Raw genomic sequence first — 25199 nt, 5'->3', positions numbered from 1 at the left:
GAGAGAGCGCCCCACCCGTGTTGCGTGACGGTCTATGCCACAACAGCCGTGGTGGTGCCAGATCGCGCACGAGGATAAGCGTGCAAACAACTAAAAAGGCCCGCCAGAGGCGGGCCTTTTCGATGTCTTCTCGCGGCAGAGCCTCAGCGCAGATTGCCGCAGAAGCGCTGGATGCGCTTGCAGGCGTCTTCGAGGTCCGAGGTCTTGGTCGCGTAGGAGATGCGGAACGCAGGTCCCAGGCCGAAGGCCGAGCCCTGCACCACGGCGACGCCTTCGGTCTCCAGGAGCTCTGTGACGAACTGCTCGTCGTTGGAGATCACATTGCCCGACGGCGCCCTCTTGCCGATGGTGCCGGCGCAGGACGGATAGACGTAGAACGCGCCTTCGGGGCGCGGGCACTCGATGCCGCTCGCCTGGTTGAGCATGGAGACGACGAGGTCACGGCGCTCCTTGAAGACCTTGTTGTTGGCGGGAATGAACTCCTGCGGACCGTTGAGCGCCTCGACCGAGGCCCACTGCGCGATCGAGCACGGGTTCGAGGTCGATTGCGACTGGATCGTCGCCATCGCCTTGATGAGATGCGCCGGACCGCCAGCATAGCCGATACGCCAGCCGGTCATGCAATAGGCCTTGGAGACGCCGTTCACGGTGAGCGTGCGGTCGTAGAGGCCGGGCTCGACCTGCGCGACGGTGGTGAACTGGAAGTCGTCGTAGACGAGATGCTCGTACATGTCGTCGGTCATCACCCAGACATGGGGATGCTTCACCAGCACGTCGGTGAGTGCTTTCAGTTCCGAACGCGTGTAGGCGGCTCCCGTCGGGTTCGATGGCGAGCACAGGATGACCCATTTGGTCTTCGGCGTGATCGCGCGCTCGAGCGCCTCTGCCTGGAGCTTGAAGCCGGTCGCCGCGGTGCAGACCACCGGCACCGGCTCGCCGCCGGCGAGCGCGACCATCTCGGGATAGCTGACCCAATAGGGCGCGGGAATGATCACCTCGTCGCCCGGATTGATGGTCGCCATCAGCGCGTTGTAGAGCACCTGCTTGCCGCCGGTGCCGACGATGATCTGGTTCGGCTTGTAGGCGACGCCGTTCTCGCGCTGAAACTTGGCGATGATGGCTTCCTTCAGCTCGGGAATGCCGTCCACCGCGGTGTACTTGGTCTTGCCGGCCTCGATGGCGTGGATCGCCGCCAGCTTGATGTTGGCGGGCGTGTCGAAGTCGGGCTCGCCGGCGCCGAGGCCGATGACGTTGCGGCCAGCCGCTTTCAGCGCGCGTGCTTTATCCGTGACCGCGATGGTCGCGGACGGCTTCACACGGTCGAGCGCAGCGGCAAGGAAGGACATCATCATCTCCTGGCGAGCGTCGTGAAGCCTTTCGCCTCACGACTCCAATTGTGGGAATGAGCCACCCTAAAACGTGTGCCGCTGCGCCGCAAGAAACTTCGGCCCGATCTCGAAAAAGATTGCCGATTTCCGGCGTTTCGGAGCGCCCCGACCGCAATGTTCCGTAACTTTGCCGGCCAAATTCCTCATATCCGGCAAGGCCTGTCCTCGGAGCAATTTTGCGGATGGGCCGTCGTGAAAGAAACATTGCCGTCAGGCCTAGGCTGGTCCCGGCCATCTCGATGCGGAGGCATCAATCCGTCTCCGATCGTCGATACGATGCACACCTGCTTGACGATCTCGGAGGGCAATGCCTCCCCGCGTTGACGCAAGCGTGAACGGAGTTGCATCGTCGCGCGGAAATGATCTTCCGCAACATTGCAGTGCGGCAGGGTTTTCAAGTTTTTCTATTGGCCGGCTCTTGCGGCGGATTCGCATCGGCATCATTGTTTAGCCGCCTCGCGGGGCAACGATCGCCGCGTCTTCACGTCCTCGGATTCGAACTGCAGAATGTACAAGCTCTATTCGATGCAACGCTCGGGCAACAGCTACAAGGTCCGCCTTGCGCTGGCGCTGCTCAACCTGCCTTATGAAGCGGTGGAGGTGGACATCCTGCGCGGCGAGAGCCGCACGCCGGACTTTCTCGGCAAGAACCCGTCGGGACAGGTGCCGCTGCTCGAGGTCGGCGAGGGCCGCTATCTCGCCGAGTCCAATGCCATCCTCTGGTACGTCGCCGTCGGCACGCCGCTGGCGCCGGAAAACCGCATCGATCGCGCCGAGGCGCTGCAATGGATGTTCTTCGAGCAGCACGCGCTCGAGCCGAATATCGGCGCTGCCTATTTCTGGCTGTCGCTGGTCAAGGGTGGCCGCGATCTCCAGACCCATTCGCTGGAGGACTGGATGGAGCGCGGCTATGGCGCGCTCCAGGTGATGGAGAACCATCTCAAGACCAACGCCTACTTCGCCGCGCGCCAGCTCACGGTCGCCGACATCGCGCTGTATGGCTATACCCACCTCGCCGACCGCTGCGATTTCGATCTTTCCACCTTCCCGGCGATCCGGGACTGGCTCGAGCGCGTCGAAGCCGCGCCCGGCTTCGTGACCATGGACTGGCGCCCGGCCGACATCGACGACCCCGCCAGCATCGCGGCGGGCGCCTGACGGCGCCATGCCCGGGCGAATAGCGGGCACAAGGGCCCCCTTTGCCGCAATCTCGCCATTTTTGGCGCGATGGCCGCCGCAATATTGCCGGTTGAAACTGGGAAATTCCGGAGAGTCGCGGGTGATTCGCTCGCGTGTTGAAGGATTTAGACCATGATGCGGGCGTCCGGCACGGCAGGCTTTCAGAGCCCATCCGCTACCGTCGCGTCTTCCCGGCTCACCCATGCGGTCGCGGCCTCGCTCGCCGTCGCCGCGCTCTCGCTGTGCCTGATCGTCACCCTGACGGTGCTGTCGACCAAGGCGACCATGGCGATGGGCCTGCCGGTCTGATTCCCGTTTCATCCTGGACCTGCCTTCAGGGCGCCGTGCGGCCCGCGCCGACCGGCATCGCGACAGGACGTCGATGAAATCACCTGTGGTAGTCGTTGCAATCACCCTGACCGCGGCCATCCTGGTCGCGGCATCGCTGTTGATCATCGTCGGCACGCGCAAGGGCGTGGGGACGTCGACGCTGAATGCGCCCGCACTGCAACAACGCGTCAAGCACGCGCACATGGTCTAAAATCATCCGAAAGCTTGAGGCTTGCACGCAAGCGCGCCTTAAGCACGCCGCACGAAACCGCATCGCAGTCACGCAACAATCAGTCAGTGTTGCGGCCTGACCTCGTTCGTGAGGAGCGAGACTGGTCCATGCGGTTCGGATGGCGCGCGATTTCAGGTCCGGCGCTGACGGCAGCGGCCCTGCTGCTGGCAATGCTGTTCGATCGCCTTTTCCCCACCCCCTCGCCCGCGCCGCTGTTGGTCTGCATCGTGGCTCTCGCCGGCGCCCTCGCGGGTCTCGCCTCCGCCATGACCACCGCCGTTGTCGCAGTGATCGGCGCGGCGCTGTTCTTCCTCAACCGCCACGGCGTTTCCGGCTATGGCGCCGCCGATCTGGTCCGGCTCGGTCTCCTGACCGTCACGGCTGTCGGCACCGCCGGCATCACCGGCCTGATGCGCGAGCGGCTGCTCGGCACGGTCGCGGCCGAGCGCCGGAGCCACGCCACGGCCGCGCGGCTGTCGGCCGCGCTCGACCAGGTCGATATCGGCATCGTGCTGCTCGATGCCGAGACCCGGGCCGAATTCATCAACCGCGCGTTCCGCGATTACTTTGCGGTGCCGGACGTGATCGCCGAAAGCAAGCCGCCCTTCATCGCGCTGATGTATCACGGCCGCGACACCGGCGCGTTCGAGCTGCCGGAGGAGGAGCTCGGCACCTTCATCGCACGACGCATGGAGATGGTGCGGGGCGGCGATGCCACGCCGATCAACATCAAATTGAGCAACGGCGAGGTGCTGCGCTTCGTCTGCACCGCGCTGCCCGACGGTGGACGCATGCTGAGCTACACCCCGGTGACCGACCTCGTGCGCCACACCGACGAGCCATCACGTGCCGACTACTACCGCTCGCTGCGCGACCCCGCAAACCGCAAGCTGACCCGCTACCTGCGCATCGCGGAGTAGAGCATGTTGAAATCAAAGCTCCGATGGCGCTCGGGGCAGTTCTGAGCCTGCTCCGATTCACCCAATGCCATCTTGCCCAGGTGACGGCGCAATTGATCGGCGCACCCTTCATCACGTATGAAGGACGCTTCATCGATCCCGGAATTCTCTCATGTCCCTCACCATTCGCGCCGTCACCAGGCAGGATTACGATCAATGGCTGCCGCTGTGGGACGGCTACAACGCCTTCTACGGCCGCTCGGGCTCGACCGCCCTGGCGCCCGAGATTACGAAGATGACGTGGCAGCGCTTCTTCGATGCCTATGAGCCGATGCATGCGCTGGTGGCCGAGGACGACGGCCGCCTGCTTGGGCTGACGCATTATCTGTTTCATCGCAGCACCACCGCGATCGAGCCGTCCTGCTATTTGCAGGACCTGTTCACGCTCGAATCCGCGCGCGGCAAGGGCGTCGCCTCGGCGCTGATCCATGGCGTCTATGAGCGGGCAAAGCTCGCGGGATCGCCGCGCGTGTACTGGCAGACGCACGAGACCAATCTCACGGCGCAGCGCCTGTATGACAAGGTCGCGGAGCGGTCCGGCTTCATCGTCTATCGCAAGATCTTCTGAGTGCTGCGCCCTGGAGTCCTGTGGATAACTCCGCCTGTCACCCGCGCGTAACACAGCAAGACTACGCTGCGCCTGCGTCTGGTCAGGCCCCCGTCACCGATCAAGCGCCCCAAAGCGGCCCCCGTCAGTCGCCGCGTCTGACAGGGGCCGCATTTTTTTGTCCGGGATTGTCTGCATGGCAGCAGCGCAGGCATCAGCTTGCTGATGCGGCGCACGGTGGTCACAATGTGCCGCTGCTCATCTGACAGGATCTCCCATGGAAATTCGCAATCTCGGCGCCTCCGGCCTTCGCGTGTCTGCGGTCGGGCTCGGCTGCAACAATTTCGGCCAGCGCACGGATCTGGAGACCTCGCGCAAGGTGATCCATCGCGCACTCGATCTCGGCATCACGCTGTTCGACACCGCCGACATCTATGCCGGGATGGGCGGCTCGGAGACGGTGCTCGGCACCGTGCTCGGCGACCGCCGCAAGGACATCGTGCTCGCCACCAAATATGCCAAGCCGATGGCGACCGACGGCACCAGGCAGGGCGCCTCGCGCCGCTACATCATGGATGCGGTCGAGGCGAGCCTGAGGCGGCTCAAGACCGACTACATCGACCTCTACCAGCAGCACGATTACGATCCGCTGACGCCGATGGAAGAGACGTTGCGTGCGCTCGACGATCTCATCCGGCAAGGCAAGGTGCGCTACATCGGCAACTCCAACTTCCCGGCCTGGCGGATCGCGGAAGCCGAGTTCACCGCGCGCGCGATGAATGTCAGCCGCTTCGTCTCCTGCCAGGACGAATACTCCCTGCTGGTTCGCGACATCGAGAAGGACCTGCTGCCGGCTGCGCAAGAGTACAGGCTCGGCCTGCTGCCGTTCTTCCCGCTCGCGAGCGGCCTGCTCACGGGCAAGTACCAGCGCGGCGCGGCGGCACCCGCCGACACCCGTTTCGCCAAGGCGCCGGCGCTGCGCGACCGCTACGTCACGCCGCGCAACGAGGACATGGTCGAGAAGCTCCAGGCCTTCGCCAAGTCGCGCGGCCGTTCGATGCTGGAGCTCGCCTTCTCCTGGCTCGCCGCGCGCCCGCAGGTGTCGAGCGTGATCGCAGGCGCCACGCGCGTCGAGCAGATCGAGGAGAACGTGAAGGCGATCGCCTGGAAACTCAGCGAGGATGAGATGGCGGAGATCGACAAGATCACTCTGGGCTGAGCTCTGCGGCGCGCTACTTCGCGCCGCGCCCGACCGTCTGCACCACCTCGAAGCCCTCGAACTGGGGATGGCCGAGATAAAGCGGCTTGTTGTCACCCGCCTTGTGATGCGCCGCGCGAAACGCCTCCGACTTGGTCCAGGCCTCGAACGCGGCGTGGTTCGCCCACACGGTGTGGGAGGCGTAGAGCGTGTGGTCCTCGAGCTCGGGGCCCCTCAGCAGATGGAATTCGACGAAGCCCGGCACCTTGTCGAGATGGGTGTCGCGCGAAAGCCAGACCTGCTCGAAAGCAGCCTCGGAGCCCTTGGCGACGCGGAAGCGGTTCATGGCGATGTACATTGGGTGGTCTCTCCTGATGCTCGGCCCATCATGTCGTCATTCCGGGATGCGCCGCAAGGCGCTGGCCCGGAATCCATTTCGCCACGGAACAAGTCGATGAACGGATTCCGGGTTCGTGCTCCGTGCGCCCCGGAATGACGGCCTAAGCCACCAGCCCCTTCATCGGCCGTGCGCTTGCGCTATCCGGAAACACCGTCTCCGCCAGCACGCGATCGGACAGGCCGAACCGGTCCTGCAGCACGCCCTTGATCACGGAGCGCAGGTCCGTCGTCGGCTTGAGGTCGCGGGCCTCGTGGAGGTTGGCGAGCTTGAGGCCAGGCCAGTCGGCGATGACGCGGCCGCCCTTGACCGCGCCGCCTGCGAGCAGCGCGATCGTTCCCGTGCCGTGATCGGTGCCGTCGGTGCCGTTGATGCGCGCGGTGCGGCCGAACTCGGTGGCGACGATGACGACGGTCTCGCGCCAGCGATCCCCCAGGCCGCTTTCGAACTCGGCGAGCGCGCCGTCGAGGCCGCCGAGCAGGAAGGCGAGACGACCCACAGGGCCGCCTTCATTGGCATGCGTGTCCCAGCCGTCGAAGGCGAGCGCGGCGATGCGCGGGCCGTCATCGGCCGCCATCAGCTTCGCCGCGCCGCGCGCGACCTGCCGCATCTGCGCGACGGCGTTGCCGCCCTTCGCCTTCATATCTGCGCCGGCTGCGACCTTGTCGAGCTGGAGGCCTTGCGACAACGCCGAGGCCAGTGCGGGATCGCGGTGACGGTAGAGCTCCATGAGGCGCATCGCGGTGTCGTCGTCCGCCTGCGGCAGCGCCACCGGCGCCCAGCCGACAGTGGGCGCGTTGCCACGCAGCACCAGCGGCGTGGTCGGCCCGACGGCGAGACCGCTCGACACGCGTTCGCCGCGCGGCAGCGCTTCCAGCGCGCGGTTGAGCCAGCCGGACTGCACGCGTCCCGGGCCGGCAAAGCCGCTTTCGAGCACGTCCTGGCCGTCGAAATGCGAGCGGTCGCGGTAGGGCGTCGCCACCGCGTGAACAACTGCCGCATGCCTGTCGCGATACATGCGCGCAAATTCCGGCATCGCCGGATGCAGCGCGAAGAAGGAATCGAGCATGACCGCGGGATGCGCACCATCGGCGGTGAGCGCGATCGATCCGTGCAGGCCGGCATAGTCGGGGTCGCCGATCGGCCCGACCGTCGAGAGACCGTCGAGCGCGCCGCGCAGGATCACCACGATCAATCGCGGATCGCGCCCACCGGCGGCGCGGGCGAATTTCGGCAGGTAGGCCCAGGCCGCGAAGGAGGCGCCGCCGAGCAGCAGGCCGCGGCGCGAGGTGAGGAGTCGGTTTTCGACGCAGTCGATCATCTTCATCTCCGCTGCATTTCCGGCGACATCAACAGCAGCGCCAGCGCCTGCTGTCGCGACTCCGCGCGCTCGATGGTTCGCCGCGTCTCGATCGAGGCTGCATCGGCGGCTGCGAACTCCAGGAGGTCGATCGGATCGATGTTGTTGCCGAGCTGCGCGCCGATCTGCGCCGCGATGTCCAGCCTGAGCTTGATGCCTTCAGGCGCGGCCCAGGCGGCATTGGTGTCGGGAAAGCCGTTGGGGCCCGGCGGCGACCATAGCGGCTGACCAAGCAGGTTGAGGCCGTTGAGATAGCGGCTCGGATCCTCCGGCACACGCGCGAGCAGCCGGCCGCTCGCGACCAGGAAATCGTAAGGCGAGCGCATCTTGGTCAGCGGCGCCCTCCACGCCTCGTCGGAATCGACCAGCGCCATGGCAAGCGCCTTGAGATCGCCGTCGGACTTGACGAAGACGTCGCGCAGGCGCGCAACGAGCGCCGGCGGCGGATCATCTGCGACGAAGTGACGGACGAATTTGGTGGCGATGAAATTCGCGGTCGACGGATGCCGAGCGAGGTCGGCGAGCGCGGCTTCGCCCTGTGCCAGCCCGGTGGCCTCGTAGCTCTTGCCGAGCAGGACTTGCGGCCCGGGCTGATGCGCATTGACGTTGAAGACGAAGGAGCCGGGCGACCCCAGCTGCCCCTGCCGGCCGGCGAAGGTCCAGCCAGTGATGATGCGCGCGAGCGAGGTGACGTCGCCTTGCGTGTAGCCGCCGCCGACGCCGAGCGTATGCAGCTCCATGATCTCGCGCGCGAGATTTTCGTTCAGCCCGCGCTTGCGGTTCTGCCCGGCGCGCGAATCCGGCCCGAGCGATTGCTGGTTGTCGAGAAAGAACAGCATCGCGGGATGCTGCTCGACCGCCCTCAGCATGTCGGCGAAGCGCCCGAGCACGTGCGGCCTGATCGCCTCGCGCTCGAACGCACCTGCCCAGATCCGTGTCAGCTCGCCCTTGCTGGCGGAGATGCAGAAATGGTTGGACCAGAACGCGACGAGGCGCTCGGTGAAGCCGCACTCGGCCAGCGTCGCGCGCTGCAACCGCGCCAGCGCTTCGGCGCGAAAGGTCTTCTGGATCACGTTGAGCGGCTGCGGCGCGGGCTTTGCGGCCGGCGGTGCCGCCGCGTTGGGCTGCATGGCGTCCGGCTTTGCCGCATTGTCCGCAGGCTTCGCCTCCCCCATCTGGCCGGCGATCTCCGTCGCCGCCGCGTTCAGCGATGGATTGCGGCGGAGCCCGGCGTTCCGTTCGGTCGGCGCGGCCGGCGGCGTCTCAGCGGGCGCGGCGGCCTTCGCCGCCTCGCGCGCCTGCTTGACCTGGTCCTGATAGGCAAACACCGCCTGCCCGAGTTGCGGCGTCGATTGCAGTCCCGACACTTCCAGCAGCACGCCGTTGGGACGCGCAAGCTCGGCCTTCACGAAGCCGCGCGGGTCGGAGCTTGCGTTGATGAGATCGCCCGACGCGCCGCCGCGGGCGCCGAAGCCAAAGCGGTTGAGCGCGACGAGGGCAGCTTGCGCATCGCGGGCCATCGATCTGTCCTTCGCGCGTTGGAGCCGCTTTCCTGATACGTGCGCGGCGCGTAATATACCGCAGCGACAGATGAACCCGACATGAAAATGACGGCGAAGCTTCGGCGTAGATCATGACAAATCCGAAAGAATCCGCGTTGCAGGAACCGCGCCGCCTCGCCTGCTCCCGCTGCGGCACCGAGTTCGGCTGCGACCTCTCGGGCACGTGCTGGTGCGCGGAGGAGACGGCAAAACTGCCGATGCCGCTCGAGGGCGAGGATTGTCTGTGCCGGGAGTGCTTGCGGAAGGCTGCGGCAGAGGCTGCTGGTTAGACGCGAGAACGTATCCGCACTCTCCGTGTCATCCCGGCGTTCCCCAAGACAACAGTATGGAGGCAGCGAGCCCTACAGCGCAAACCCCGGCGATGTCCGCGCCATGCCGTCGAACGCGTCGAGCAGTCTTTCGCGCCAAGCATAGACCGGATCGTCCGCCTCCAGCAGCTTGAACGGACTGACCACCCGCGCCCACTGAAAACCGCCGAACACGATGTAGTCGGCGTAGTTCGGCGCGTTTCCGCCGAGATAGGGCTGTTTCTTCAGGGCCTGCCGCATCACCTCCAGCGACTTGCGGAACGCGACCACGCCGGTGTCGCGGCTCGCCATCACCTCTTCCAGACTCTTGCCGCCGAAGCGCGCCTCGCGCGACTTGCGGAAATAGACGGCGTCGACCTCGGCGAGGTTGTTCGGGATGTCGGCGACGATCAGCGGAAAGATGCCGCCGACGATGGCGATGTCGCCGAAGGCATTGATCATGCGCGCCATGGCGCGGCCGCCCTCGCCGCCGAACAACGACGAACGATCGGGAAACTTGTCTTCCAGATAATTCGCGATGGTCCAGGAATCGACCACGGGCTCGTCGTCGTGCAACAGCACCGGCACCTTCTCCGAGCCGTGCGGCTGAAGCGTGCTCTTCTCGGTGAAGCGCCAGGGCAGCGATTCCGCCGCCAGCCCCTTGTGCGCCAGCGCCATCCGGGTGCGCCAGCAATACGGGCTGAACGGACGCGACGTGTCGGTGCCAACGAGTTCGTAGAGTTTGAGTGACATGGGCTGGCAGCCTCCTCATGCTCCGTCATTGCGAGGAGCTCCTGCGACGAAGCAATCCAGACTGTCGCCGCGGAAGCATTCTGGATTGGTTCGCTGGCGCTCGCAATGAACATGTGGAGACAGATCTGCGGATCACCGTCCGTTCGTGCGCAGCAATCTCTCGCCGTCCTCCGTCACCGCGATGACCAGCCCCACGCCGGCTATCGTCTCGCGGGCGACGTAGCCGCGATCCGCGGCATCTTCCCAGATGGTGAGGCGCGGGCAGGAGGTTTTCCAGGTCGCGATCACCTCGGCATAGGCGCGCGGCTCGCGCGCGACCCATTCGACGAAGTCCAGCACCAGCGGATCGGCGTTGCAGCTCATTGCAAACCTCCCTTGTCGAAGGCGGCCAGCACCGGGGTACGAACCAGGAGCCAGCCGCCATAGGCGATGTAGTAGCAGGCAATGGTGGTGATCAGCTTGTTCGACCATGCCAGGAATTGCTGGTCGGTCATGGCTTCGAGGATGCGCCGCGCCAGCGTGGTGCCGAGCATCGAGGCGACAATCGCAACGCCGGCGAGCACGGGATCGAGGCTCGCCGCCTGGTCGATGATGCCGCCGAAATAGAGGAGCTTGGTGAAATGGCCGACGAGCTGGCACATCGCCTTGGTGGCGACCTTCTCGCGCCGGCCGAAATCGCCGCCGAGGAAGAAGGTGTCGAGCAGCGGGCCGGAGACGCCGGTCATCAGCATCAGGCCCATGCAGATGGTGCCATAGACGGTGCCCTGCCAGAGACGGGCGGGATCGGGCTTGATGGTCGTCGGCAGGAGCCGCGCCATAAACGGCGTGGCGCCCAGCATCAGCAGTGCCACCGGCTTGTCCGGCACGTAGCGGGTAAGCGACCAGGCTGCGAGCGCGACGGCAGCGCCAACCATATAGTTCGCGACCGGCCGCCAGCGGATATGCGCCCGCCACAAGAAAGCGCGCCAGCCGTTGGAGGCCATCTGCGTGATCGCATGCAGCACCATCGCGGTCGGCAACGGCATCAGGGCCAGCAGCACGCCGATCAGGACCAGCCCGCCCGCCATGCCGAACAGCCCCGACAGGAACGCGGTGGCGACCATCAGCAATCCAAGGGCAGCGATCATGATGGGCGTCACGAGCAAAATCTCCGTGGTGCATGTAAGGGACGTGAGCTGCTCATTCCCCCTCGCCCCGCAAGCGGGGAGAGGGTTGGGGTGAGGGGGAGCCTCCGCAAGGGAAGTGGCAGTTGGACTCGCGGAGAGTCCCCCTCACCCGGAATCCAAGCTCTGCTTGGATTCCGGCCTCTCCCCGCAGGCGGGGAGAGGCGAAGAGGCCGCACCCGCGCTCCAACAAATCAGCAGGAATTGTGCTCATTCTAGTGCCTCGCTTGCTCGCCTCGCGCAAACTGAGTTATCTTGCCCTGGCATCAGCTTTCCTGAGGGTCGGGCATTTGCGGCGGTTGCTGTTTCTCAACGGCATCAAGGCGTTCGAGGCGGCGGCGCGGACCGGCAGCTTTGCTGCGGCCGGGCTGGAGCTGAGCGTGTCGGCGGCCGCCGTCAGCCGCATGGTGCATCTGCTCGAAGAGCGGCTCGGCGTCGCGTTGTTCGAGCGCAAGGCCAACCGCCTGGTGCTGACGCAGGCCGGCCGCGCCTATCAGAGCGGGCTGACCCCGATCTTCGATGCGCTGGCGAGCCTCACCGCGCAGGTGACGGCGCCCTCGAGCGTGCGCGTGCTCACCATCGGTGTCGGCCACACCTTTGCGATGCGCTGGCTGATCCCGCGCCTGTCGGAGTTTCGCAGCGAGGAGCCCGACATCGAGGTGCGCTTCACCACCGGCGGCGCGTCGGTTCCGTTCGGCGAGGACTGGAGCTGCGGCATCAAGCTCGGCACCGGCGACTGGCCCGGCCTCGTCGCCGAGCCGCTGTTTGCCGGCGACCTCACGCCGGTCTGCGTGCCCCGCCTCGCGGGCGGGCTGAAGCGCCCGGCCGACCTGAAGGGTCCGAGCCTGATCCGCGTCGCGCACTCCGCTGAGGACTGGCCGATCTGGCTGAAGGCCGCGGGCGTTGCGCGGATCAACGCGCGTGGACCCGAGTTCCAGTTTTACGGCCAGGCGCTGCAGGCAGCTGCCGACGGGCTCGGCATCGCCATGGGCATCCGCCCCTATATCGACGACGATCTCGCTGCCGGCCGGCTGGTGGCGCCCTTCGACCTCTCGGTGCCCAAGGGCATGCGCTGGTACCTGCTCTATCGCAGCTTTCAGACCGAGCAGCGCGACTTTGCCGCCTTCCGCCGCTGGATCATGCGCGCGGCCTCGGAACCCGCCGCCCGCCCCCGCCGGATCGGCCGCGCCAGCGCGCGGAACTGAAGCCTTTTCGACAAGCTTGAGCAAAAAAAGCCGCGTCGCTTGTGAACCGCTTCACATTCTGAAACTCGCAATCGTGGTCCCCTGACCCTCCGAAAAAAAAGTGGGACCTACACTCATGACGACCCTTTACGACGGCTTTGACATCGAATCCTTCGAAGCTGGCAAGGGGCTGTGGCACGCGCGGATCCGCCGGGCCGATTTCAGCCCGGTAGCCATCGACGGCGTGCTGTTTCCTGCCATGGAAGTCGGCTTCGCCTGGCCCGATCCCGATGCGGCGATCGCCGATGCCAAGCACCACATCGATCGCTTCCGCCGGCGGGCCGAAGGCGACGACGAATAGGCCAGCGGGTCCGCGGGCGGACCAGAGAAAAAGCGCGCAGGGGGGAACACCGGTCATGTCCATCATCGAAACCGACGCAGCGCGGCCGCGGATCTACACCCGCGTGGTGCTGTCCAACTGCCCGGAATGCGACGGCGATCTCGCGGTGCTCCGCGTGATCGCCGGCCGCGCCGGATGCGAGTACTGGACCATGCGCTGCAGCGATTGCGGCGGCATCCATCTCGACATCCTCGAGCCGCATGTCCCGGACGAAGACGACGGCGGGCCGCTGCCGGCGGCCTGAAGGTTCCGGCCTGCTGCCAACCTGCTGTCAGCAGCCCGCATCGCGACGGGCATTCGCCCTTTATCGCGGGGCGGACTCGTCCCATATTCGGCTGATGGCGAAGAAACCTGCATCCTCCGAAAAGTCCGGCAAATCCCCCAAGACCAAGGCCCCGAACTCGAAGGCGCATCGCCCCGATGTGCAGCCGATCGGGCCGGCGCTGGCCGAGCTGCTCAATCCCGCGATCAATCGCGGCGATGCCGGCCTTGGATCCGGCACCGGGCTGCAACCGCCGCCGGACAATTCGCGCGACCGCCGCGCCGGAGGCGAGGCCGCTGCGCATCGCGCGCGGGCCTCGACGCCGAAGGAATTTCCGCAGGACACTGCGCGGCCGATGCCGCTGCGGCCCAATCCGCAGCCGCCGGGGGCACGTCAGGCCGGATTGGAAGAGGCGCCGCAGGCCAATTACGGCACCGCGGCCACGATCCCGACGCTCGATCCGGAACTGGCCCGCCAGCTCGGGCTTCCCACCGAGGAGGACGATGCCGAGGCGCTGGCGCGGCCGCCGCGCAGCAAGATGGAGGCGCTCGGCGTCAAGGCGACCGCGGATGCGCTGGAAGCGCTGATCCGCGAGGGCCGGCCGGAGTTCCGCAAGGGCGACGGCTCCACGAAGGTGTGGACGCCGCACCGGCCGCCGCGCCCGGAGAAGTCCGAAGGCGGCGTGCGCTTCGAGATCAAGTCGTCCTACGAGCCCAAGGGCGACCAGCCGACCGCGATCGCCGAGCTGGTCGAGGGCATCAACCGCAACGACCGCTCGCAGGTGCTGCTCGGCGTCACCGGCTCGGGCAAGACCTACACCATGGCCAAGGTGATCGAGGCGACGCAGCGCCCGGCCCTGATCCTGGCGCCGAACAAGACGCTGGCCGCCCAGCTCTACGGCGAGTTCAGGAACTTCTTCCCGGACAACGCGGTCGAGTACTTCGTCTCGTACTACGACTATTACCAGCCGGAGGCCTACGTCCCCCGCACCGACACCTATATCGAGAAGGATTCCTCCATCAACGAGCAGATCGACCGCATGCGCCACTCGGCGACGCGCGCGCTGCTCGAGCGCGACGACGTCATCATCGTCGCCTCGGTGTCCTGCATCTACGGTATCGGTTCGGTCGAGACCTACACCGCGATGACGTTCGCGCTGAAGAAGGGCGAGCGCATCGACCAGCGCCAGCTCATCGCCGACCTCGTCGCGCTGCAATACAAGCGCACCCAGGCCGATTTCACCCGCGGCACCTTCCGTGTCCGCGGCGACGTCATCGACATCTTCCCGGCGCACTATGAAGACCGCGCCTGGCGCGTGAACCTGTTCGGCGACACCATCGAGACCATCGAGGAGTTCGACCCGCTCACCGGCCACAAGCAGGACGAGCTCGAATTCATCAAGATGTACGCCAATTCGCACTATGTGACGCCGCGCCCGACGCTGGTGCAGGCGATCAAGTCGATCAAGTTCGAGCTGAAGCAGCGGCTCGACCAGCTGCACGACCAGGGGCGCCTGCTCGAGGCGCAGCGGCTGGAGCAGCGTACCACCTTCGACCTCGAGATGATGGAAGCGACCGGAAGCTGCGCCGGCATCGAGAACTATTCGCGCTATCTCACGGGACGCCGTCCCGGCGAGCCGCCGCCGACGCTGTTCGAATACGTCCCCGACAATGCGCTGATCTTCGCTGACGAGAGCCACGTCACCATCCCGCAGATCGGCGCCATGTTCCGCGGCGACTTCCGCCGCAAGGCGACGCTGGCCGAATACGGCTTCCGCCTGCCCTCCTGCATGGACAACCGCCCCTTGCGCTTCGAGGAGTGGGACATGATGCGGCCGCAGACCGTCGCCGTCTCCGCTACGCCCGGCAGCTGGGAGCTGAACGAGAGCGGCGGCGTGTTCGTCGAGCAGGTGATCCGCCCGACTGGCCTGATCGATCCGCCCGTCGACATCCGCCCGGCGCGTACGCAGGTAGACGATCTTGTCGGCGAGGTGCGCGCCACCGCGCAGGCCGGCTATCGCTCGCTGATCACGGTGCTCACCAAGCGCATGGCGGAGGACCTCACCGAATATCTGCACGAGCAGGGCATCCGCGTCCGCTACATGCACTCAGACATCGACACCATCGAGCGCATCGAGATCATCCGCGACCTGCGCCTCGGCGCGTTCGACGCGCTGGTCGGCATCAACCTGCTGCGCGAAGGTCTCGACATTCCCGAATGCGCCCTGGTCGCGATTCTCGACGCCGACAAGGAAGGCTTTTTGCGCAGCGAGACCTCGCTGATCCAGACCATCGGCCGCGCCGCGCGCAACGTCGACGGCAAGGTGATCCTCTATGCCGACCAGATGACCGGCTCGATGGAGCGCGCCATCGCCGAGACCAACCGCCGCCGCGAGAAGCAGGTCGAGTACAACACCGCCAACGGCATCACGCCGGAGAGCGTGAAGAAGCAGATCGGCGACATCCTCAACTCGGTCTACGAGCGCGACCACGTGCTGGTCGAGGTCGGCGGCCACGACATGACCGACGACGTCATCTCGATCGGCCACAATTTCGAAGCCGTACTCGCCGATCTCGAAACCCGCATGCGCGAGGCCGCCGCCGACCTGAACTTCGAGGAGGCCGCGCGCCTGCGCGACGAAGTCAAGCGCCTGCGCGCGACAGAGCTCGCGGTGGTCGACGACCCCACCGCGAAGCAGCGCACCGTGCAGGGCAAGGCCGGCGCCTATGCCGGAGCGAAGAAGTACGGCGACGCCGCGAACTTGCCGGTGAGCGCCATGAAGAAGAAAACCGTCAGCTCGGCACTGAAGGCGAGCGGCGGCGGCAGCGGCTCGAAGGTGCACAAGCCGCATCTCGACGAAATGCACGGCCCGGAGTCCCTGCCTTACCGCGAAAACCGCGCGCTGCCGTCGAAGCCGTTCGGCAGCACCAGCCGCATCATCCAGCCGACGGATTCAAGGCAGTCGGGCCCGGAGTTCGGACCGGCGCCGAAGTCGACGGGCGGAATGCCGGGGCGACGGGGTGGGTGGAAGAAGAGGTAGGCGCAACCGCGCTGGTTGTGGCTATGGATTCCGGGCTCGCTGCTTCGCAGCGCCCCGGAATGACGAGGAGAGATTTGCTCTCCTCCCCCCATGCTCGCCGTCATCACCGACAGCAGCAGCAAGATCGTCACGAGCTGGAGCGAGGCGACGGGCTGGGTGCGCCAGGCCGTGATCTTGTCGGAGAGCGACAGATGGGCCTCGAAGAATTCTGGCTCATAGACGGTCCTGAACAAGGCCGGGAAGTCTCCCTGTTGAGACGGGGATGACGTTAGGCGGGATATCCGGGGGGTGATGTGAGATGGGTCAGGCGGTGCGGCCGCGGACGTCGCCTCTCCCCCACCTGCGGCAGCGCCATCTCACATGACTCTGGCGGCGCCTGAGCGCGCACCACGTCCTTCGAGACGGCGCTTATGCGCCTCCTGCTCCGCGCGCATTGCGCCATGCGCGCCATGCGCGCCATGCAACCGGATGGGCGGGAATTCCCGCATACCGCAATTCAACCCCCAATTGCACGCCATGAACCAGGCATGGCGCTCGCGCGTCATAATGTCTGCAACGTCCCTGTGACTTTGCGGATTGTCGGTGCGCGACACCACGCGTCGGCGCTGCGTGACGCCACGGGCCAGAGGAGGACGGGCAGGATGACGGTCGAGAAGCTGAATCGCCAACGCATCGTGCATCTGCTCGAGGCCTTCGCGCGCGGCGATATCGAGACGGCGCTGTCCTGCTGCACCGACGACGTCGACTTCCTCACCCACGCGCCCGTCGACGTGCTGCCGCACATGGTGCCGCGCCACGGCAAGGCCGAGCTGCGCGAGCTCTGGCAGACGGTCTGGTCGCGCTATTCGGAAATCCGCTACAAGGCGCCGCACATCCTCGCCGAAGGCGAGGCGGTCGCGACCTACATGCACGCCTATTACAGGAAGCGCAGCAACGACCGCATCGTGCAGTTCGACATGGCGGTGTTCTACACCTTCCGCGGCGGGCTGGTGGCGGAGATCCGCGAAATCATCGATTCCTACGACCTGGTGCAGCAGGTGCTGGAGCGGGAGATCGGGCCGCTGATCACGGGGGCGCGGGGCGATTGATGCTTCTCTCCCCTCGCCCTGGAACCCGCGTCGGGCTTGCGTACAGACCCGGAAGATTACGGGGTTCTGTTGTAAATCTTACAAATTCCGTTCAATGGTGCATTGCAAAAATGTGAATTGCGTTTTGGCCGAAACCGCTTATTTTATTTGTATACAAACGAGTTGAGCCCCGGCACCAGACCGTGCGTGGGGTTGTTTTCCGTTTTTCGCAAGCCAGCTTCAGGACTGCCCAAAATGACAGAGCACAGCCTCTGGCGTTTCTCGCGCGCGTTGCACCGCGCGATCAACGACCGGCATTTCGAGGACATCGAAGCGCTCATCGACGAGGACGTCGAGTGGGCGCTCTACGGCCCGATCGACATGTTTCCGTTCCTCGGCGCGCGCCAGGGCAAGGAGGCCGTGCTCGACGTCATCCGCCAGCTCGCCGACAATTTCCACGTTCGCCGCTTCGACCGCGAGAGCATCATGCTCGGCGTCGATTCCGCCGCCTCGATGCTGCGCTATTCACTGACCGCACTGGATTCCAACAAGCCGATCAGCTTGCGCGTGGCGCAGTTCGCCCAGTTCAGGGCGGGCAAGCTCGTCAGCATGCGCGTGCTGATCGACACCTTCGATCTGGTCGAGCAGGCACTCGGCCGCGCCATTCATCTGCCGAAGATGACCAGCGTCGGCTAACGCATGATCCGGAAAAGTGCGAAGCGGTTTTCCGAAAAGATCATGCGCAAACAACAACCTAAAGCGCGATGATGATCATCGCGCTTTAGGGGGGGACGCCAACGGGCCCCGCTTGTCGGGACCGACGACAAGGCTACCGCGACGTCCTGGCCTCCAGCCCCGCCGGATGCCGTCGCATCAAAAGCTCGTCGTCGGGCGCGCGCAGTTCGCGCGGCCCGTTGGTTCGCGTCCCCTTTGGAGAACCGCCACAATTCCGCAACGATGGATCAGCATCCTGTGAGCGGAATGGCGCATGGCTGAACGCCGATGTATATTATCGGCAAGCATGCGCTGGGGTTCGCGGGCAGGACGATGGAATTCTCGACAGGGTTTGGCTGGACCAGGCTGCCGGTGCTGGCGGCCGCATTCATTCTGGGCTCGGTGCTGACGTTACAGGCGCAGATCATTCCACCGGTCGCAGCAGTGCCCGACGAGGAGGCCGAGACCGAGGCCGCCGAGGCCCCCGACGTCAACGACCCCGACGTGCTCAAGGGCATCGACGTCGACAAGCTCGACTGGAGCCAGCTCGCGGTCGATGCCGGGACCGGTATCGACCCCATGGCTGCCAAGAAGCGCGCCCAGGCCGCAGCCAGGGACGGCCTGGACTGGTCCTCGAACCCCAATGCAAACGGCTCCTCGGCAGTGACCGTGAAGCAGTCCGTGTTCTCGTTCTGGGATACGCGGATCGGCGCCGACATGACGGTGACGAGCGAGCCGCGGACGATGTCCGAGCTGCTGGCGCAGAAGGCCACCAATGGCGGCAGCCTGCCGCAATCCTCCGGCAGCGCCTGGGCGGCGGCGACCGCGCCGGGCGCGGGCTCGCTCTGGGACAAGACCGCCGTGGAAGCCCGGGTCGATCCCGGCGCCGAGCACAGCAAGATCGGGGCATCGCTGACCAAGTCGGTGCCGCTGTCGGGCGACACGTCGCTGACGCTGCAGAACGGCTACAGCGTCAACCAGCAGGGCACCACCGCAGTCCCCGGCATCGGCGGACACGTCACGCGCAATTACGAGACCGACCAGACCGCCAAGGTCACCCTCACCGACACCGGCACCAGCATCACCGCCGGCCAGACGCTGTCGACCACCGACGACAAATGGCTGCGCAGAATCGGCGCCGAGCAGAAGCTGTTCGACAACGTCACTGTCTCCGGCTCGGTCGGCGAGACCTCGCAGGGCGCGATCAACAAGAGCGTGACGGCAGGGTTCAAGAAGAGCTGGTAGTCCCAGCTCCACCTTCTCCTCTCATCCTGAGGGCGCTCCGAAGGAGCGCGTCTCGAAGGATCGAGGCCCCTCTGCCGCAGCCGGGCCTGCATGGTTCGAGACGCGCGCGAAGAGCGCGCTCCTCATCATGAGGGGATAGGGTTGTCGTCGCCGCAACGGCGTTCATACTCTCCTAACCATGCGCCACGGCAAAACCCCTGAATCGTCCCCCCTTGCCGCATCTCGGCCCATTTGCGGCCAAATTCGGACGCCTTGATGAGGCAGCCTCACAGACGTCGTCGTGCGGGGGACACTCGCGCTGCGCTCAACGCGAACAGGGGAACAACGATGAACGCCACCCGTCCCGAAAAGATCGAAGCCACCGAGACCGAAACGGTCGACACCAACCTCGCCGCCGTGACCGAGGTCGAAGCCGGCATCCGCGATTTCGTCCGCAACGACATCGCCTATCTGCGCCGCCCGGCCGCGACCACGACCGACGCGCCGCCGCTCGACCCGAGCGCGGAAGCCACCGTCAACAACGTCAACTCGCTGATCCAGCGCGTCGCCGGCACGTCGCTCGCCGAGATCGAGAACCTGATCTCCGAGCTCGAGAGCCTGCGCGACCTGCTCCACGCCGAAGGCCAGCGCGTCCAGCGCGAGATCTCCGGCTACGCCCAGCTCAGCCAGGCCGCGATGAAGTCGACCCGCATGATCGCCGACAACGTCGCGCAGTGGAAGCGCGCCGCCGACGGCCTGCGCAACAGCTGATCGCAAAGCACGGCATCACCGGCCGCCGCGTTCCGGAAGGGGCGCGGCGGTTTTTGTTGGGGGGTGCGATCTCCCCAACGAAGGTGTCATCGCCCGACTTGATCGGGCGATCCGGTACTCCGAGACGGTGAGGCAGGAGCCGAGAGGCCGCGGCGTACTGGATGCCCCGGTCAAGCCGGGGCATGACCGTGGAGGGGATGACTGAAGGACATGGCAGCGCGGCAGTGAACACGCGGTCACGCACTCGCGCGGCCCAACACAGCCCCGCCTTTGAACCCTCCGCCCCGTCCCCGCGACAAACGCCAAGCGCTCGTGGCCGTTTTGGCCGAGCCTTGGGGACACGTCATGGAAAGCATTCGGCCCGACAACACGGACCCTATATCGCTGCAGCCCGCGCCGAATCAGCTCGGCACGATCATGCTGCGCTTTGTCGGATTGCTGGCGGTCGCGATCGCGGTGCTGGCGTTCGTCTACAGCCGCTGACAGAGGGCCGGACGTCGCCCCCTAAAGCGCGATGCGATTCGGATGAAGCGTCATCGCGGTCCGGATTGTCGTTTAAGCAGATCGTTCCTGAAACCGCTGCGCGCTTTTCCGGATCATGCTTCAGAAATCAACGCCCCCTTATCGGGCGGCCTCCACGGTCGAGGCGTCGAGGGTGTAGCCGCCATCGGCATAGCCCTTCACCACCATGCCGGCGACCAGCATCACGGCGAGCGTCGCGGTCGCGAAGATGAATCCAACGAATTTGAGTGCGCCGCGGTCTGCCATGGTCCTCGTCCCCTGTCCTCTGCCAATTCGTTTCAAATAGACAGCGACAGGTTCATAATTAGTTAGCAACTCACTGGTTCCGCCAAACTGCTCGCGGTAACCATGTTGCGCAGGCTTATGGCAGCCGCCCGGAATCGCGTCCATAGCGCGCGGGCAACACTCGCGCACTCATTTGCACCTTCATTCTGGAACGAGTCTAAGCGCTGTTCGCACGCGTCGGCACGAACGCGCTGGCGGTGATGGAATAGACTTCCTCGCCGCGCTGGTTGGTGCCGGTGGTCCGGGCCGTCAGAATGCCCCAGCCGGGGCGCGAGGCCGAGGTGCGCTTGTCGACGACGACGTTGACGAAAGCAACGGTGTCGCCGGCGAGCACGGGCCTGATCCAGCGCAGGTCGCGAAAGCCCGGCGACGGGCCCCACACCGCGACCTCCTCGCCGCGCGCTGCTGCTTCCCGCGCCAGACGCTGGCCGTCGGCGACAAGCAGGCTCATGCAGGCCGAGCCGACATGCCAGCCGGAGGCGGCGAGCCCGCCGAACAGCGAGTGCTTGCCTTCCTCCTCGTCGAGGTGAAAACGCTGCGGATCGAACTTTGCGGCGAACGTCTTGATGGCCTCGGCCGTGAACGTATAGCTGCCGATCTCGCGGCGCTGTCCGATCGCGATGTCTTCGAAGAACCGCATCAGACCGCTCCCTCGCGCCGCTTGATCAGGATCGGCGAGGTCATCTCGGCGAGGGCCTGCCCCGCCGCGTTGCGCATGGTGCATTTGAACTTGACGATGCCGAGCTCCGGTCGGCTCTTCGAGGTGCGCGCCTCCACGACGTCGACGTCGAGCATGAGATCGTCGCCGGGTCGAAGTGGCGACAGCCAGCGCACCTCATCCACGCCGGGCGAGCCGAGCGATGCGGCGCGGGTGATGAAGCCGTCGGCCATCATCCGCATCATCAGCGAGCACAGGTGCCAGCCCGAGCCGGACAGGCCGCGCAGCATGCTTTTCGCCGCCGCCTCCTCGTCGAGGTGCATCGGCTGCGGATCGAACTCGGCGGCAAAGGCCAATATCTCGTCGCGGGTGACACGGCGCGGGCCGAACGTTCCGAACCGGCCGGGCGGGAAATCTTCGAAGGTCAGGGTCATCTTGGGATTGGTTGGCGGAAATGACAGATTGTGGCCGCACTTTGCGGCAATCTCAACCCGCCGGCCCGCATGGCTCGTGCTACATATGGGGTGTCGGCGTTGGTCCTGAGTCGGATCTACCGACGGCCGAGGCCTGATTTGCCCCTGGGGAGAGCGATGTTTTCATTCAGCGACCTGTTTCAATGGGACCGCTTCATCACGCCGACGATCATCAAGACCTTCTATTGGCTGGTGATCGCGCTGATCTGCCTGTTCGGCCTCTCCGGCATTTTCTCTGGCCTGGCTGCGATGGCGATCAGCCCGTTCGGCGGCTTCCTGGTGCTACTGTCCTCGATCGCCAGCGTCGTGGTCGGCATCGTGTTCTCGCGCATCGTCGCGGAGCTGATCCTGATCGTCTTCCGCATCAACGAGCATCTCGGCGCGATCCGCGACCAGGGCGGCGGGATACGGTGAGCTTCTCGTGTCCCGGACGCGGCGCGGCATGAAATGACGCGACGCAGAGCCGGGACCCATGCCTCCGCATTTGGGACTCCTGGGCCCCGGCTCTGCAGCGCACCGCAAGCGCGCTGCGTCCGGGGCACGAGATCCAAGCTTACGTATTGAACCTGAAATGCATCACGTCGCCGTCGGCGACGACGTATTCCTTGCCTTCGAGGCGGAGCTTGCCGGCATCGCGCGCGCCGGCTTCGCCGCCGAACGCGATATAGTCCTCATACGCGATGGTCTCGGCGCGGATGAAACCTTTCTCGAAGTCGGTATGGATCACGCCGGCCGCGGCCGGCGCCTTGGTGCCGCGATGGATGGTCCAGGCGCGCGCTTCCTTCGGGCCGATGGTGAAGTAGGTGATGAGGTCGAGCAGCGTGTAGCCGGCGCGGATCAGGCGGTCGAGGCCGGCTTCCTCCAGCCCCAGCGTCTCCAGGAACTCCGCACGCTCCTCACGGGAAATGGTCGCGATCTCGGATTCGATTTTCGCCGAGATGACGACGGCAACCGCGCCTTCCTTGGCGGCCTGCTCCTGCACGGCCTTCGAGAACGAATTGCCGGTCGCGGCCGAGCCTTCCTCGACGTTGCAGACATAGAGCACCGGCTTGGACGACAGCAGGCCGAGCATGGAGAAGGCGCGCTCCTCCTCGGGCTTGCGGTCGACGAGGCGCGCGGGCTTGCCCTCGCGCAGCAGCACCAGGGTGCGGTTGACGAGATCGAGCTGCTCCTTGGCGTCCTTGTCGTTGCCCTTGGCTTTCTTGGTGAGATTGTCGACGCGCTTCTCGAGACTGTCGAGATCGGCGAGCATCAGCTCGGTCTCGATGGTCTCGATATCGGCGAGCGGGGCGATCTTGCCCTCGACATGGGTGATGTCGGAATCCTCAAAGCAGCGCACCACATGCGCGATGGCATCGACCTCGCGGATATTGGCGAGGAACTGGTTGCCGAGGCCTTCGCCCTTGGAGGCGCCGCGCACGAGGCCCGCGATGTCGACGAAGGTCAGCCGCGTCGGGATGATCTGGCCGGACTTGGCGATAACGGCGAGCTTCTCCAGCCGCGGATCGGGCACGGCGACCTCGCCGACATTCGGCTCGATGGTGCAGAACGGATAGTTCGCGGCCTGCGCCGCGGCCGTCTCGGTCAGCGCATTGAACAAGGTCGACTTGCCGACATTGGGCAATCCGACGATCCCGCATTTGAATCCCATGGTATCCTCTATCCGTATTCGTCATGGCCGGGCTTCGTCCCGGCCATCCACGCCTTAACGCGCGGAACGAAGAACGTGGATGCCCGGAACATCTAGCGCGAAGACGCGCTTCGCGCTTCTGCCCGGGCATGACGGAGAAAACGGCGACCCTATTCCTTGCCGTTGTCGTCCTTGGTCAAAAATCCCTTCGCCTGCATGGCCAGATGCACCCTGTTGGCGAAGGTCGCATCCGTGCCCTTGGCAAGCAGCGCGGCGTGCTCGGCGACGGCGTCGCAGAGCGTCGCCACCCATTCGTTGTCGGCCTTGGCGAAGTCCGACAGCACGTGGCCGTGCACCAGTTCCTTGACGCCGGGATGACCGATGCCGAGCCGCACCCGGCGGTAGTCGTTGCCGATATGCGCCGAGATCGAGCGCAGGCCGTTGTGGCCGGCGATGCCGCCGCCGATCTTCACCCGAACCTTGCCCGGCGGCAGCTCGAGCTCGTCATGGAACACGGTGACGTCGCCTTCGGCGATCTTGAAGAAGCCTGCCGCCTCCTGAACGCTGCGGCCGGACTCGTTCATGTAGGTCGTGGGCTTGAGCAGGATCACGCGCTCAGACCCGAGCGCGCCTTCCGAGGTCTCGCCCTGAAAGCGGCGGCGCCATGGTGCGAAACCGTGACGCCGCGCGATCTCGTCGACGGCCATGAAGCCGATATTGTGCCGGTTACGTGCGTATTTCGCGCCGGGATTGCCGAGCCCAACAAAGAGTCGCATGACGCGGCGCGCCCCTCGCTCGGCGCGCGATCAAGGACCGCGCGCCAGCCTTGAGAGATTACTTCTTCTTGTCGCCGCCGGCGGGAGCCTTGGCAGCCGCCGCCGGAGCAGCAGCAGCCGGAGCAGCCGCACCAGCCGCCGGAGCCGCCGCAGCGCCCGGAGCCGCGCCACCGGCAGCCGCCGCAGCCGCGGCCTTCTGCTCTTCGGCGTAGCCGGACGGCGGCACGATGGTGACGAGGGTCGCGTCCTCGCGGGTCAGCGCCTTCACGCCGGCCGGCAGCTTGACGTCCGACAGATGCAGCGAGTGACCGATTTCGAGCGAGCCGACATCGGCCTCGATGTATTGCGGAATGCTCTCGACGCCGCATTCGAGTTCGATCGCGTGGGCGACGATGTTGACGGTGCCGCCGCGCTTCACGCCCGGGGAGGTTTCAGCCTTCACCACGTGCAGGGGAACGCTGATGCGGATGGTGGCGCCTTCGCCGAGCCGCATGAAGTCGACATGGATCGGGAAGTCCTTGACCGGATCGAGGTGGTAGTCGCGCGGAATCACGCGGTGCTTCTTGCCCTCGAGGTCGATGTCGACCAGCGTGGTCAGGAACCGGCCGGCGAGGATGCGCTGGCGCAGTTCACGATCTTCGATCGAGATCGTCAGCGGGGGCTGGTTGTTGCCGTAGATCACTCCGGGCACTCTGCCGGCGCGACGCTCAGCCCGGGCGGCCCCCTTGCCGCTCTTCGGACGTGCGGTCGCCTTCAATTCCTTGACGGTCGTCGCCATATCGTTAAGTCCTTGTTTTTGCAAAAGTTAATGGGCCGCAGCGCGGCCCATGGCATCATC

General features: G+C 65.7%; 30 protein-coding genes. 17 read left to right on the top strand and 13 right to left on the bottom strand.

What is annotated here, in order from left to right:
* Positions 1-143 precede the first annotated feature (143 nt).
* Complete coding sequence (locus tag FJV43_RS22995; protein ID WP_239621292.1) at positions 144-1346, bottom strand: pyridoxal phosphate-dependent aminotransferase; 1203 nt, start codon at positions 1344-1346, stop codon at positions 144-146.
* Between the two features lie 549 nt (positions 1347-1895).
* On the opposite strand from FJV43_RS22995, the gene FJV43_RS22990 reads away from it, so the two are divergent.
* The 6 genes from FJV43_RS22990 to FJV43_RS22965 all read left to right on the top strand — a co-directional run bounded on the left by FJV43_RS22990 (position 1896) and on the right by FJV43_RS22965 (position 5854).
* Positions 1896-2546 carry a glutathione S-transferase family protein gene (locus tag FJV43_RS22990; protein WP_239621290.1) on the top strand — a complete coding sequence of 217 codons (651 nt, stop codon included), beginning with the start codon at positions 1896-1898 and terminating at the stop codon, positions 2544-2546.
* Positions 2547-2699: 153 nt separating this feature from the next.
* Positions 2700-2876, top strand: coding sequence for a hypothetical protein (locus tag FJV43_RS22985; RefSeq protein ID WP_162832045.1), 177 nt, complete (start codon positions 2700-2702; stop codon positions 2874-2876).
* Between the two features lie 73 nt (positions 2877-2949).
* Positions 2950-3108, top strand: coding sequence for a hypothetical protein (locus tag FJV43_RS22980; protein WP_035672192.1), 159 nt, complete (start codon positions 2950-2952; stop codon positions 3106-3108).
* 128 nt (positions 3109-3236) lie between these two features.
* Positions 3237-4049, top strand: coding sequence for a PAS-domain containing protein (locus FJV43_RS22975; protein ID WP_239621285.1), 813 nt, complete (start codon positions 3237-3239; stop codon positions 4047-4049).
* 151 nt (positions 4050-4200) lie between these two features.
* A complete protein-coding gene (locus FJV43_RS22970; protein WP_239621265.1) occupies positions 4201-4656 on the top strand; it encodes a GNAT family N-acetyltransferase in 456 nt (151 codons plus the stop codon).
* Between the two features lie 256 nt (positions 4657-4912).
* Positions 4913-5854 carry an aldo/keto reductase gene (locus tag FJV43_RS22965; protein ID WP_239621263.1) on the top strand — a complete coding sequence of 314 codons (942 nt, stop codon included), beginning with the start codon at positions 4913-4915 and terminating at the stop codon, positions 5852-5854.
* A 13-nt stretch (positions 5855-5867) separates the two neighbouring features.
* On the opposite strand, the gene FJV43_RS22960 is transcribed toward FJV43_RS22965, so the two are convergent.
* The 3 genes from FJV43_RS22960 to FJV43_RS22950 form a co-directional block, all read right to left on the bottom strand.
* Complete coding sequence (locus FJV43_RS22960) at positions 5868-6191, bottom strand: antibiotic biosynthesis monooxygenase (RefSeq protein ID WP_024340421.1); 324 nt, start codon at positions 6189-6191, stop codon at positions 5868-5870.
* A gap of 142 nt (positions 6192-6333) precedes the next feature.
* Complete coding sequence (locus tag FJV43_RS22955; RefSeq protein WP_239621258.1) at positions 6334-7551, bottom strand: DUF1501 domain-containing protein; 1218 nt, start codon at positions 7549-7551, stop codon at positions 6334-6336.
* A 2-nt stretch (positions 7552-7553) separates the two neighbouring features.
* Complete coding sequence (locus FJV43_RS22950; protein WP_239621253.1) at positions 7554-9110, bottom strand: DUF1800 family protein; 1557 nt, start codon at positions 9108-9110, stop codon at positions 7554-7556.
* A gap of 113 nt (positions 9111-9223) precedes the next feature.
* Here FJV43_RS22950 and FJV43_RS22945 point away from each other — a divergent pair, with 113 nt between their 5' ends.
* On the top strand, positions 9224-9421 hold the full coding sequence (locus tag FJV43_RS22945) for a cysteine-rich CWC family protein (protein ID WP_239621251.1): 198 nt from the start codon (positions 9224-9226) through the stop codon (positions 9419-9421).
* 72 nt (positions 9422-9493) lie between these two features.
* Here the strand turns inward: FJV43_RS22945 and FJV43_RS22940 are convergent, their stop codons facing one another.
* The 3 genes from FJV43_RS22940 to FJV43_RS22930 form a co-directional block, all read right to left on the bottom strand.
* A complete protein-coding gene (locus tag FJV43_RS22940; protein WP_239621249.1) occupies positions 9494-10192 on the bottom strand; it encodes a glutathione S-transferase family protein in 699 nt (232 codons plus the stop codon).
* Positions 10193-10324: 132 nt separating this feature from the next.
* Entirely contained in the window at positions 10325-10555 is a 231-nt protein-coding gene (locus FJV43_RS22935) for a hypothetical protein (protein WP_239621247.1), read from the bottom strand.
* Positions 10552-11331, bottom strand: a complete 780-nt coding sequence (locus FJV43_RS22930; RefSeq protein ID WP_239621245.1) for a sulfite exporter TauE/SafE family protein — start codon at positions 11329-11331, stop codon at positions 10552-10554. The genes FJV43_RS22935 and FJV43_RS22930 overlap by 4 nt, the downstream gene beginning before the upstream one ends.
* A 314-nt stretch (positions 11332-11645) precedes the next feature.
* On the opposite strand from FJV43_RS22930, the gene FJV43_RS22925 reads away from it, so the two are divergent.
* From FJV43_RS22925 to FJV43_RS22885, 9 genes are all read left to right on the top strand, one after another.
* Positions 11646-12560 (top strand): LysR substrate-binding domain-containing protein, encoded by a 915-nt coding sequence (locus FJV43_RS22925; protein ID WP_239621243.1) that lies wholly within the window; start codon positions 11646-11648, stop codon positions 12558-12560.
* A 115-nt stretch (positions 12561-12675) separates the two neighbouring features.
* Positions 12676-12900 carry a hypothetical protein gene (locus FJV43_RS22920; protein WP_028176666.1) on the top strand — a complete coding sequence of 75 codons (225 nt, stop codon included), beginning with the start codon at positions 12676-12678 and terminating at the stop codon, positions 12898-12900.
* A gap of 55 nt (positions 12901-12955) precedes the next feature.
* Complete coding sequence (locus FJV43_RS22915) at positions 12956-13183, top strand: hypothetical protein (protein WP_239621241.1); 228 nt, start codon at positions 12956-12958, stop codon at positions 13181-13183.
* 94 nt (positions 13184-13277) lie between these two features.
* Positions 13278-16241 carry an excinuclease ABC subunit UvrB gene (uvrB, locus tag FJV43_RS22910; RefSeq protein ID WP_239621239.1) on the top strand — a complete coding sequence of 988 codons (2964 nt, stop codon included), beginning with the start codon at positions 13278-13280 and terminating at the stop codon, positions 16239-16241.
* A gap of 641 nt (positions 16242-16882) precedes the next feature.
* Positions 16883-17329 (top strand): nuclear transport factor 2 family protein, encoded by a 447-nt coding sequence (locus FJV43_RS22905; protein WP_239621237.1) that lies wholly within the window; start codon positions 16883-16885, stop codon positions 17327-17329.
* A gap of 234 nt (positions 17330-17563) precedes the next feature.
* Positions 17564-18004: a nuclear transport factor 2 family protein gene (locus FJV43_RS22900; protein WP_061877450.1), complete on the top strand. Its 441-nt coding sequence runs from the start codon at positions 17564-17566 to the stop codon at positions 18002-18004.
* Positions 18005-18355: 351 nt separating this feature from the next.
* On the top strand, positions 18356-19267 hold the full coding sequence (locus FJV43_RS22895) for a hypothetical protein (RefSeq protein ID WP_239629557.1): 912 nt from the start codon (positions 18356-18358) through the stop codon (positions 19265-19267).
* Positions 19268-19594: 327 nt separating this feature from the next.
* Complete coding sequence (locus tag FJV43_RS22890) at positions 19595-20017, top strand: hypothetical protein (protein ID WP_028176660.1); 423 nt, start codon at positions 19595-19597, stop codon at positions 20015-20017.
* A gap of 345 nt (positions 20018-20362) precedes the next feature.
* Positions 20363-20500 (top strand): hypothetical protein, encoded by a 138-nt coding sequence (locus FJV43_RS22885; protein WP_239621235.1) that lies wholly within the window; start codon positions 20363-20365, stop codon positions 20498-20500.
* Positions 20501-20638: 138 nt separating this feature from the next.
* Here the strand turns inward: FJV43_RS22885 and FJV43_RS22880 are convergent, their stop codons facing one another.
* From FJV43_RS22880 to FJV43_RS22870, 3 genes are all read right to left on the bottom strand, one after another.
* A complete protein-coding gene (locus FJV43_RS22880) occupies positions 20639-20785 on the bottom strand; it encodes a hypothetical protein (protein ID WP_194391538.1) in 147 nt (48 codons plus the stop codon).
* Positions 20786-20981: 196 nt separating this feature from the next.
* Positions 20982-21464 carry a MaoC family dehydratase gene (locus FJV43_RS22875; protein ID WP_239621234.1) on the bottom strand — a complete coding sequence of 161 codons (483 nt, stop codon included), beginning with the start codon at positions 21462-21464 and terminating at the stop codon, positions 20982-20984.
* Complete coding sequence (locus FJV43_RS22870; protein ID WP_239621226.1) at positions 21464-21916, bottom strand: MaoC family dehydratase; 453 nt, start codon at positions 21914-21916, stop codon at positions 21464-21466. Before FJV43_RS22870 ends, FJV43_RS22875 begins: the two co-directional genes overlap by 1 nt.
* 156 nt (positions 21917-22072) lie before the next feature.
* Here FJV43_RS22870 and FJV43_RS22865 point away from each other — a divergent pair, with 156 nt between their 5' ends.
* On the top strand, positions 22073-22369 hold the full coding sequence (locus tag FJV43_RS22865; protein WP_028176656.1) for a DUF4282 domain-containing protein: 297 nt from the start codon (positions 22073-22075) through the stop codon (positions 22367-22369).
* Positions 22370-22508: 139 nt separating this feature from the next.
* On the opposite strand, the gene ychF is transcribed toward FJV43_RS22865, so the two are convergent.
* The 3 genes from ychF to FJV43_RS22850 all read right to left on the bottom strand — a co-directional run bounded on the left by ychF (position 22509) and on the right by FJV43_RS22850 (position 25139).
* Positions 22509-23606, bottom strand: a complete 1098-nt coding sequence (ychF, locus tag FJV43_RS22860) for a redox-regulated ATPase YchF (RefSeq protein ID WP_239621224.1) — start codon at positions 23604-23606, stop codon at positions 22509-22511.
* Positions 23607-23755: 149 nt separating this feature from the next.
* A complete protein-coding gene (gene pth, locus FJV43_RS22855; RefSeq protein ID WP_239621222.1) occupies positions 23756-24361 on the bottom strand; it encodes an aminoacyl-tRNA hydrolase in 606 nt (201 codons plus the stop codon).
* 58 nt (positions 24362-24419) lie between these two features.
* Positions 24420-25139 (bottom strand): 50S ribosomal protein L25/general stress protein Ctc, encoded by a 720-nt coding sequence (locus FJV43_RS22850; protein WP_239621214.1) that lies wholly within the window; start codon positions 25137-25139, stop codon positions 24420-24422.
* Positions 25140-25199: the final 60 nt, after the last annotated feature.

Origin of the sequence: Bradyrhizobium sp. I71 (genome assembly GCF_022354745.1) — a bacterium.
In the GTDB taxonomy this organism is placed as follows: Bacteria; Pseudomonadota; Alphaproteobacteria; order Rhizobiales; family Xanthobacteraceae; genus Bradyrhizobium; species Bradyrhizobium liaoningense.
This window is presented reverse-complemented; position numbering and strand designations above follow the sequence as displayed.

What these genes read in the sequence shown, in the direction of transcription:
- FJV43_RS22995 (WP_239621292.1), bottom strand. Translation starts at nt 1,346, where the DNA reads ATGTCCTTCCTTGCCGCTGCGCTCGACCGTGTGAAGCCGTCCGCGACC.
- FJV43_RS22990 (WP_239621290.1), top strand. Translation starts at nt 1,896, where the DNA reads ATGTACAAGCTCTATTCGATGCAACGCTCGGGCAACAGCTACAAGGTC.
- FJV43_RS22985 (WP_162832045.1), top strand. Translation starts at nt 2,700, where the DNA reads ATGATGCGGGCGTCCGGCACGGCAGGCTTTCAGAGCCCATCCGCTACC.
- FJV43_RS22980 (WP_035672192.1), top strand. Translation starts at nt 2,950, where the DNA reads ATGAAATCACCTGTGGTAGTCGTTGCAATCACCCTGACCGCGGCCATC.
- FJV43_RS22975 (WP_239621285.1), top strand. Translation starts at nt 3,237, where the DNA reads ATGCGGTTCGGATGGCGCGCGATTTCAGGTCCGGCGCTGACGGCAGCG.
- FJV43_RS22970 (WP_239621265.1), top strand. Translation starts at nt 4,201, where the DNA reads ATGTCCCTCACCATTCGCGCCGTCACCAGGCAGGATTACGATCAATGG.
- FJV43_RS22965 (WP_239621263.1), top strand. Translation starts at nt 4,913, where the DNA reads ATGGAAATTCGCAATCTCGGCGCCTCCGGCCTTCGCGTGTCTGCGGTC.
- FJV43_RS22960 (WP_024340421.1), bottom strand. Translation starts at nt 6,191, where the DNA reads ATGTACATCGCCATGAACCGCTTCCGCGTCGCCAAGGGCTCCGAGGCT.
- FJV43_RS22955 (WP_239621258.1), bottom strand. Translation starts at nt 7,551, where the DNA reads ATGATCGACTGCGTCGAAAACCGACTCCTCACCTCGCGCCGCGGCCTG.
- FJV43_RS22950 (WP_239621253.1), bottom strand. Translation starts at nt 9,110, where the DNA reads ATGGCCCGCGATGCGCAAGCTGCCCTCGTCGCGCTCAACCGCTTTGGC.
- FJV43_RS22945 (WP_239621251.1), top strand. Translation starts at nt 9,224, where the DNA reads ATGACAAATCCGAAAGAATCCGCGTTGCAGGAACCGCGCCGCCTCGCC.
- FJV43_RS22940 (WP_239621249.1), bottom strand. Translation starts at nt 10,192, where the DNA reads ATGTCACTCAAACTCTACGAACTCGTTGGCACCGACACGTCGCGTCCG.
- FJV43_RS22935 (WP_239621247.1), bottom strand. Translation starts at nt 10,555, where the DNA reads ATGAGCTGCAACGCCGATCCGCTGGTGCTGGACTTCGTCGAATGGGTC.
- FJV43_RS22920 (WP_028176666.1), top strand. Translation starts at nt 12,676, where the DNA reads ATGACGACCCTTTACGACGGCTTTGACATCGAATCCTTCGAAGCTGGC.
- FJV43_RS22915 (WP_239621241.1), top strand. Translation starts at nt 12,956, where the DNA reads ATGTCCATCATCGAAACCGACGCAGCGCGGCCGCGGATCTACACCCGC.
- uvrB (WP_239621239.1), top strand. Translation starts at nt 13,278, where the DNA reads ATGGCGAAGAAACCTGCATCCTCCGAAAAGTCCGGCAAATCCCCCAAG.
- FJV43_RS22905 (WP_239621237.1), top strand. Translation starts at nt 16,883, where the DNA reads ATGACGGTCGAGAAGCTGAATCGCCAACGCATCGTGCATCTGCTCGAG.
- FJV43_RS22900 (WP_061877450.1), top strand. Translation starts at nt 17,564, where the DNA reads ATGACAGAGCACAGCCTCTGGCGTTTCTCGCGCGCGTTGCACCGCGCG.
- FJV43_RS22895 (WP_239629557.1), top strand. Translation starts at nt 18,356, where the DNA reads ATGGAATTCTCGACAGGGTTTGGCTGGACCAGGCTGCCGGTGCTGGCG.
- FJV43_RS22890 (WP_028176660.1), top strand. Translation starts at nt 19,595, where the DNA reads ATGAACGCCACCCGTCCCGAAAAGATCGAAGCCACCGAGACCGAAACG.
- FJV43_RS22885 (WP_239621235.1), top strand. Translation starts at nt 20,363, where the DNA reads ATGGAAAGCATTCGGCCCGACAACACGGACCCTATATCGCTGCAGCCC.
- FJV43_RS22880 (WP_194391538.1), bottom strand. Translation starts at nt 20,785, where the DNA reads ATGGCAGACCGCGGCGCACTCAAATTCGTTGGATTCATCTTCGCGACC.
- FJV43_RS22875 (WP_239621234.1), bottom strand. Translation starts at nt 21,464, where the DNA reads ATGCGGTTCTTCGAAGACATCGCGATCGGACAGCGCCGCGAGATCGGC.
- FJV43_RS22870 (WP_239621226.1), bottom strand. Translation starts at nt 21,916, where the DNA reads ATGACCCTGACCTTCGAAGATTTCCCGCCCGGCCGGTTCGGAACGTTC.
- FJV43_RS22865 (WP_028176656.1), top strand. Translation starts at nt 22,073, where the DNA reads ATGTTTTCATTCAGCGACCTGTTTCAATGGGACCGCTTCATCACGCCG.
- ychF (WP_239621224.1), bottom strand. Translation starts at nt 23,606, where the DNA reads ATGGGATTCAAATGCGGGATCGTCGGATTGCCCAATGTCGGCAAGTCG.
- pth (WP_239621222.1), bottom strand. Translation starts at nt 24,361, where the DNA reads ATGCGACTCTTTGTTGGGCTCGGCAATCCCGGCGCGAAATACGCACGT.
- FJV43_RS22850 (WP_239621214.1), bottom strand. Translation starts at nt 25,139, where the DNA reads ATGGCGACGACCGTCAAGGAATTGAAGGCGACCGCACGTCCGAAGAGC.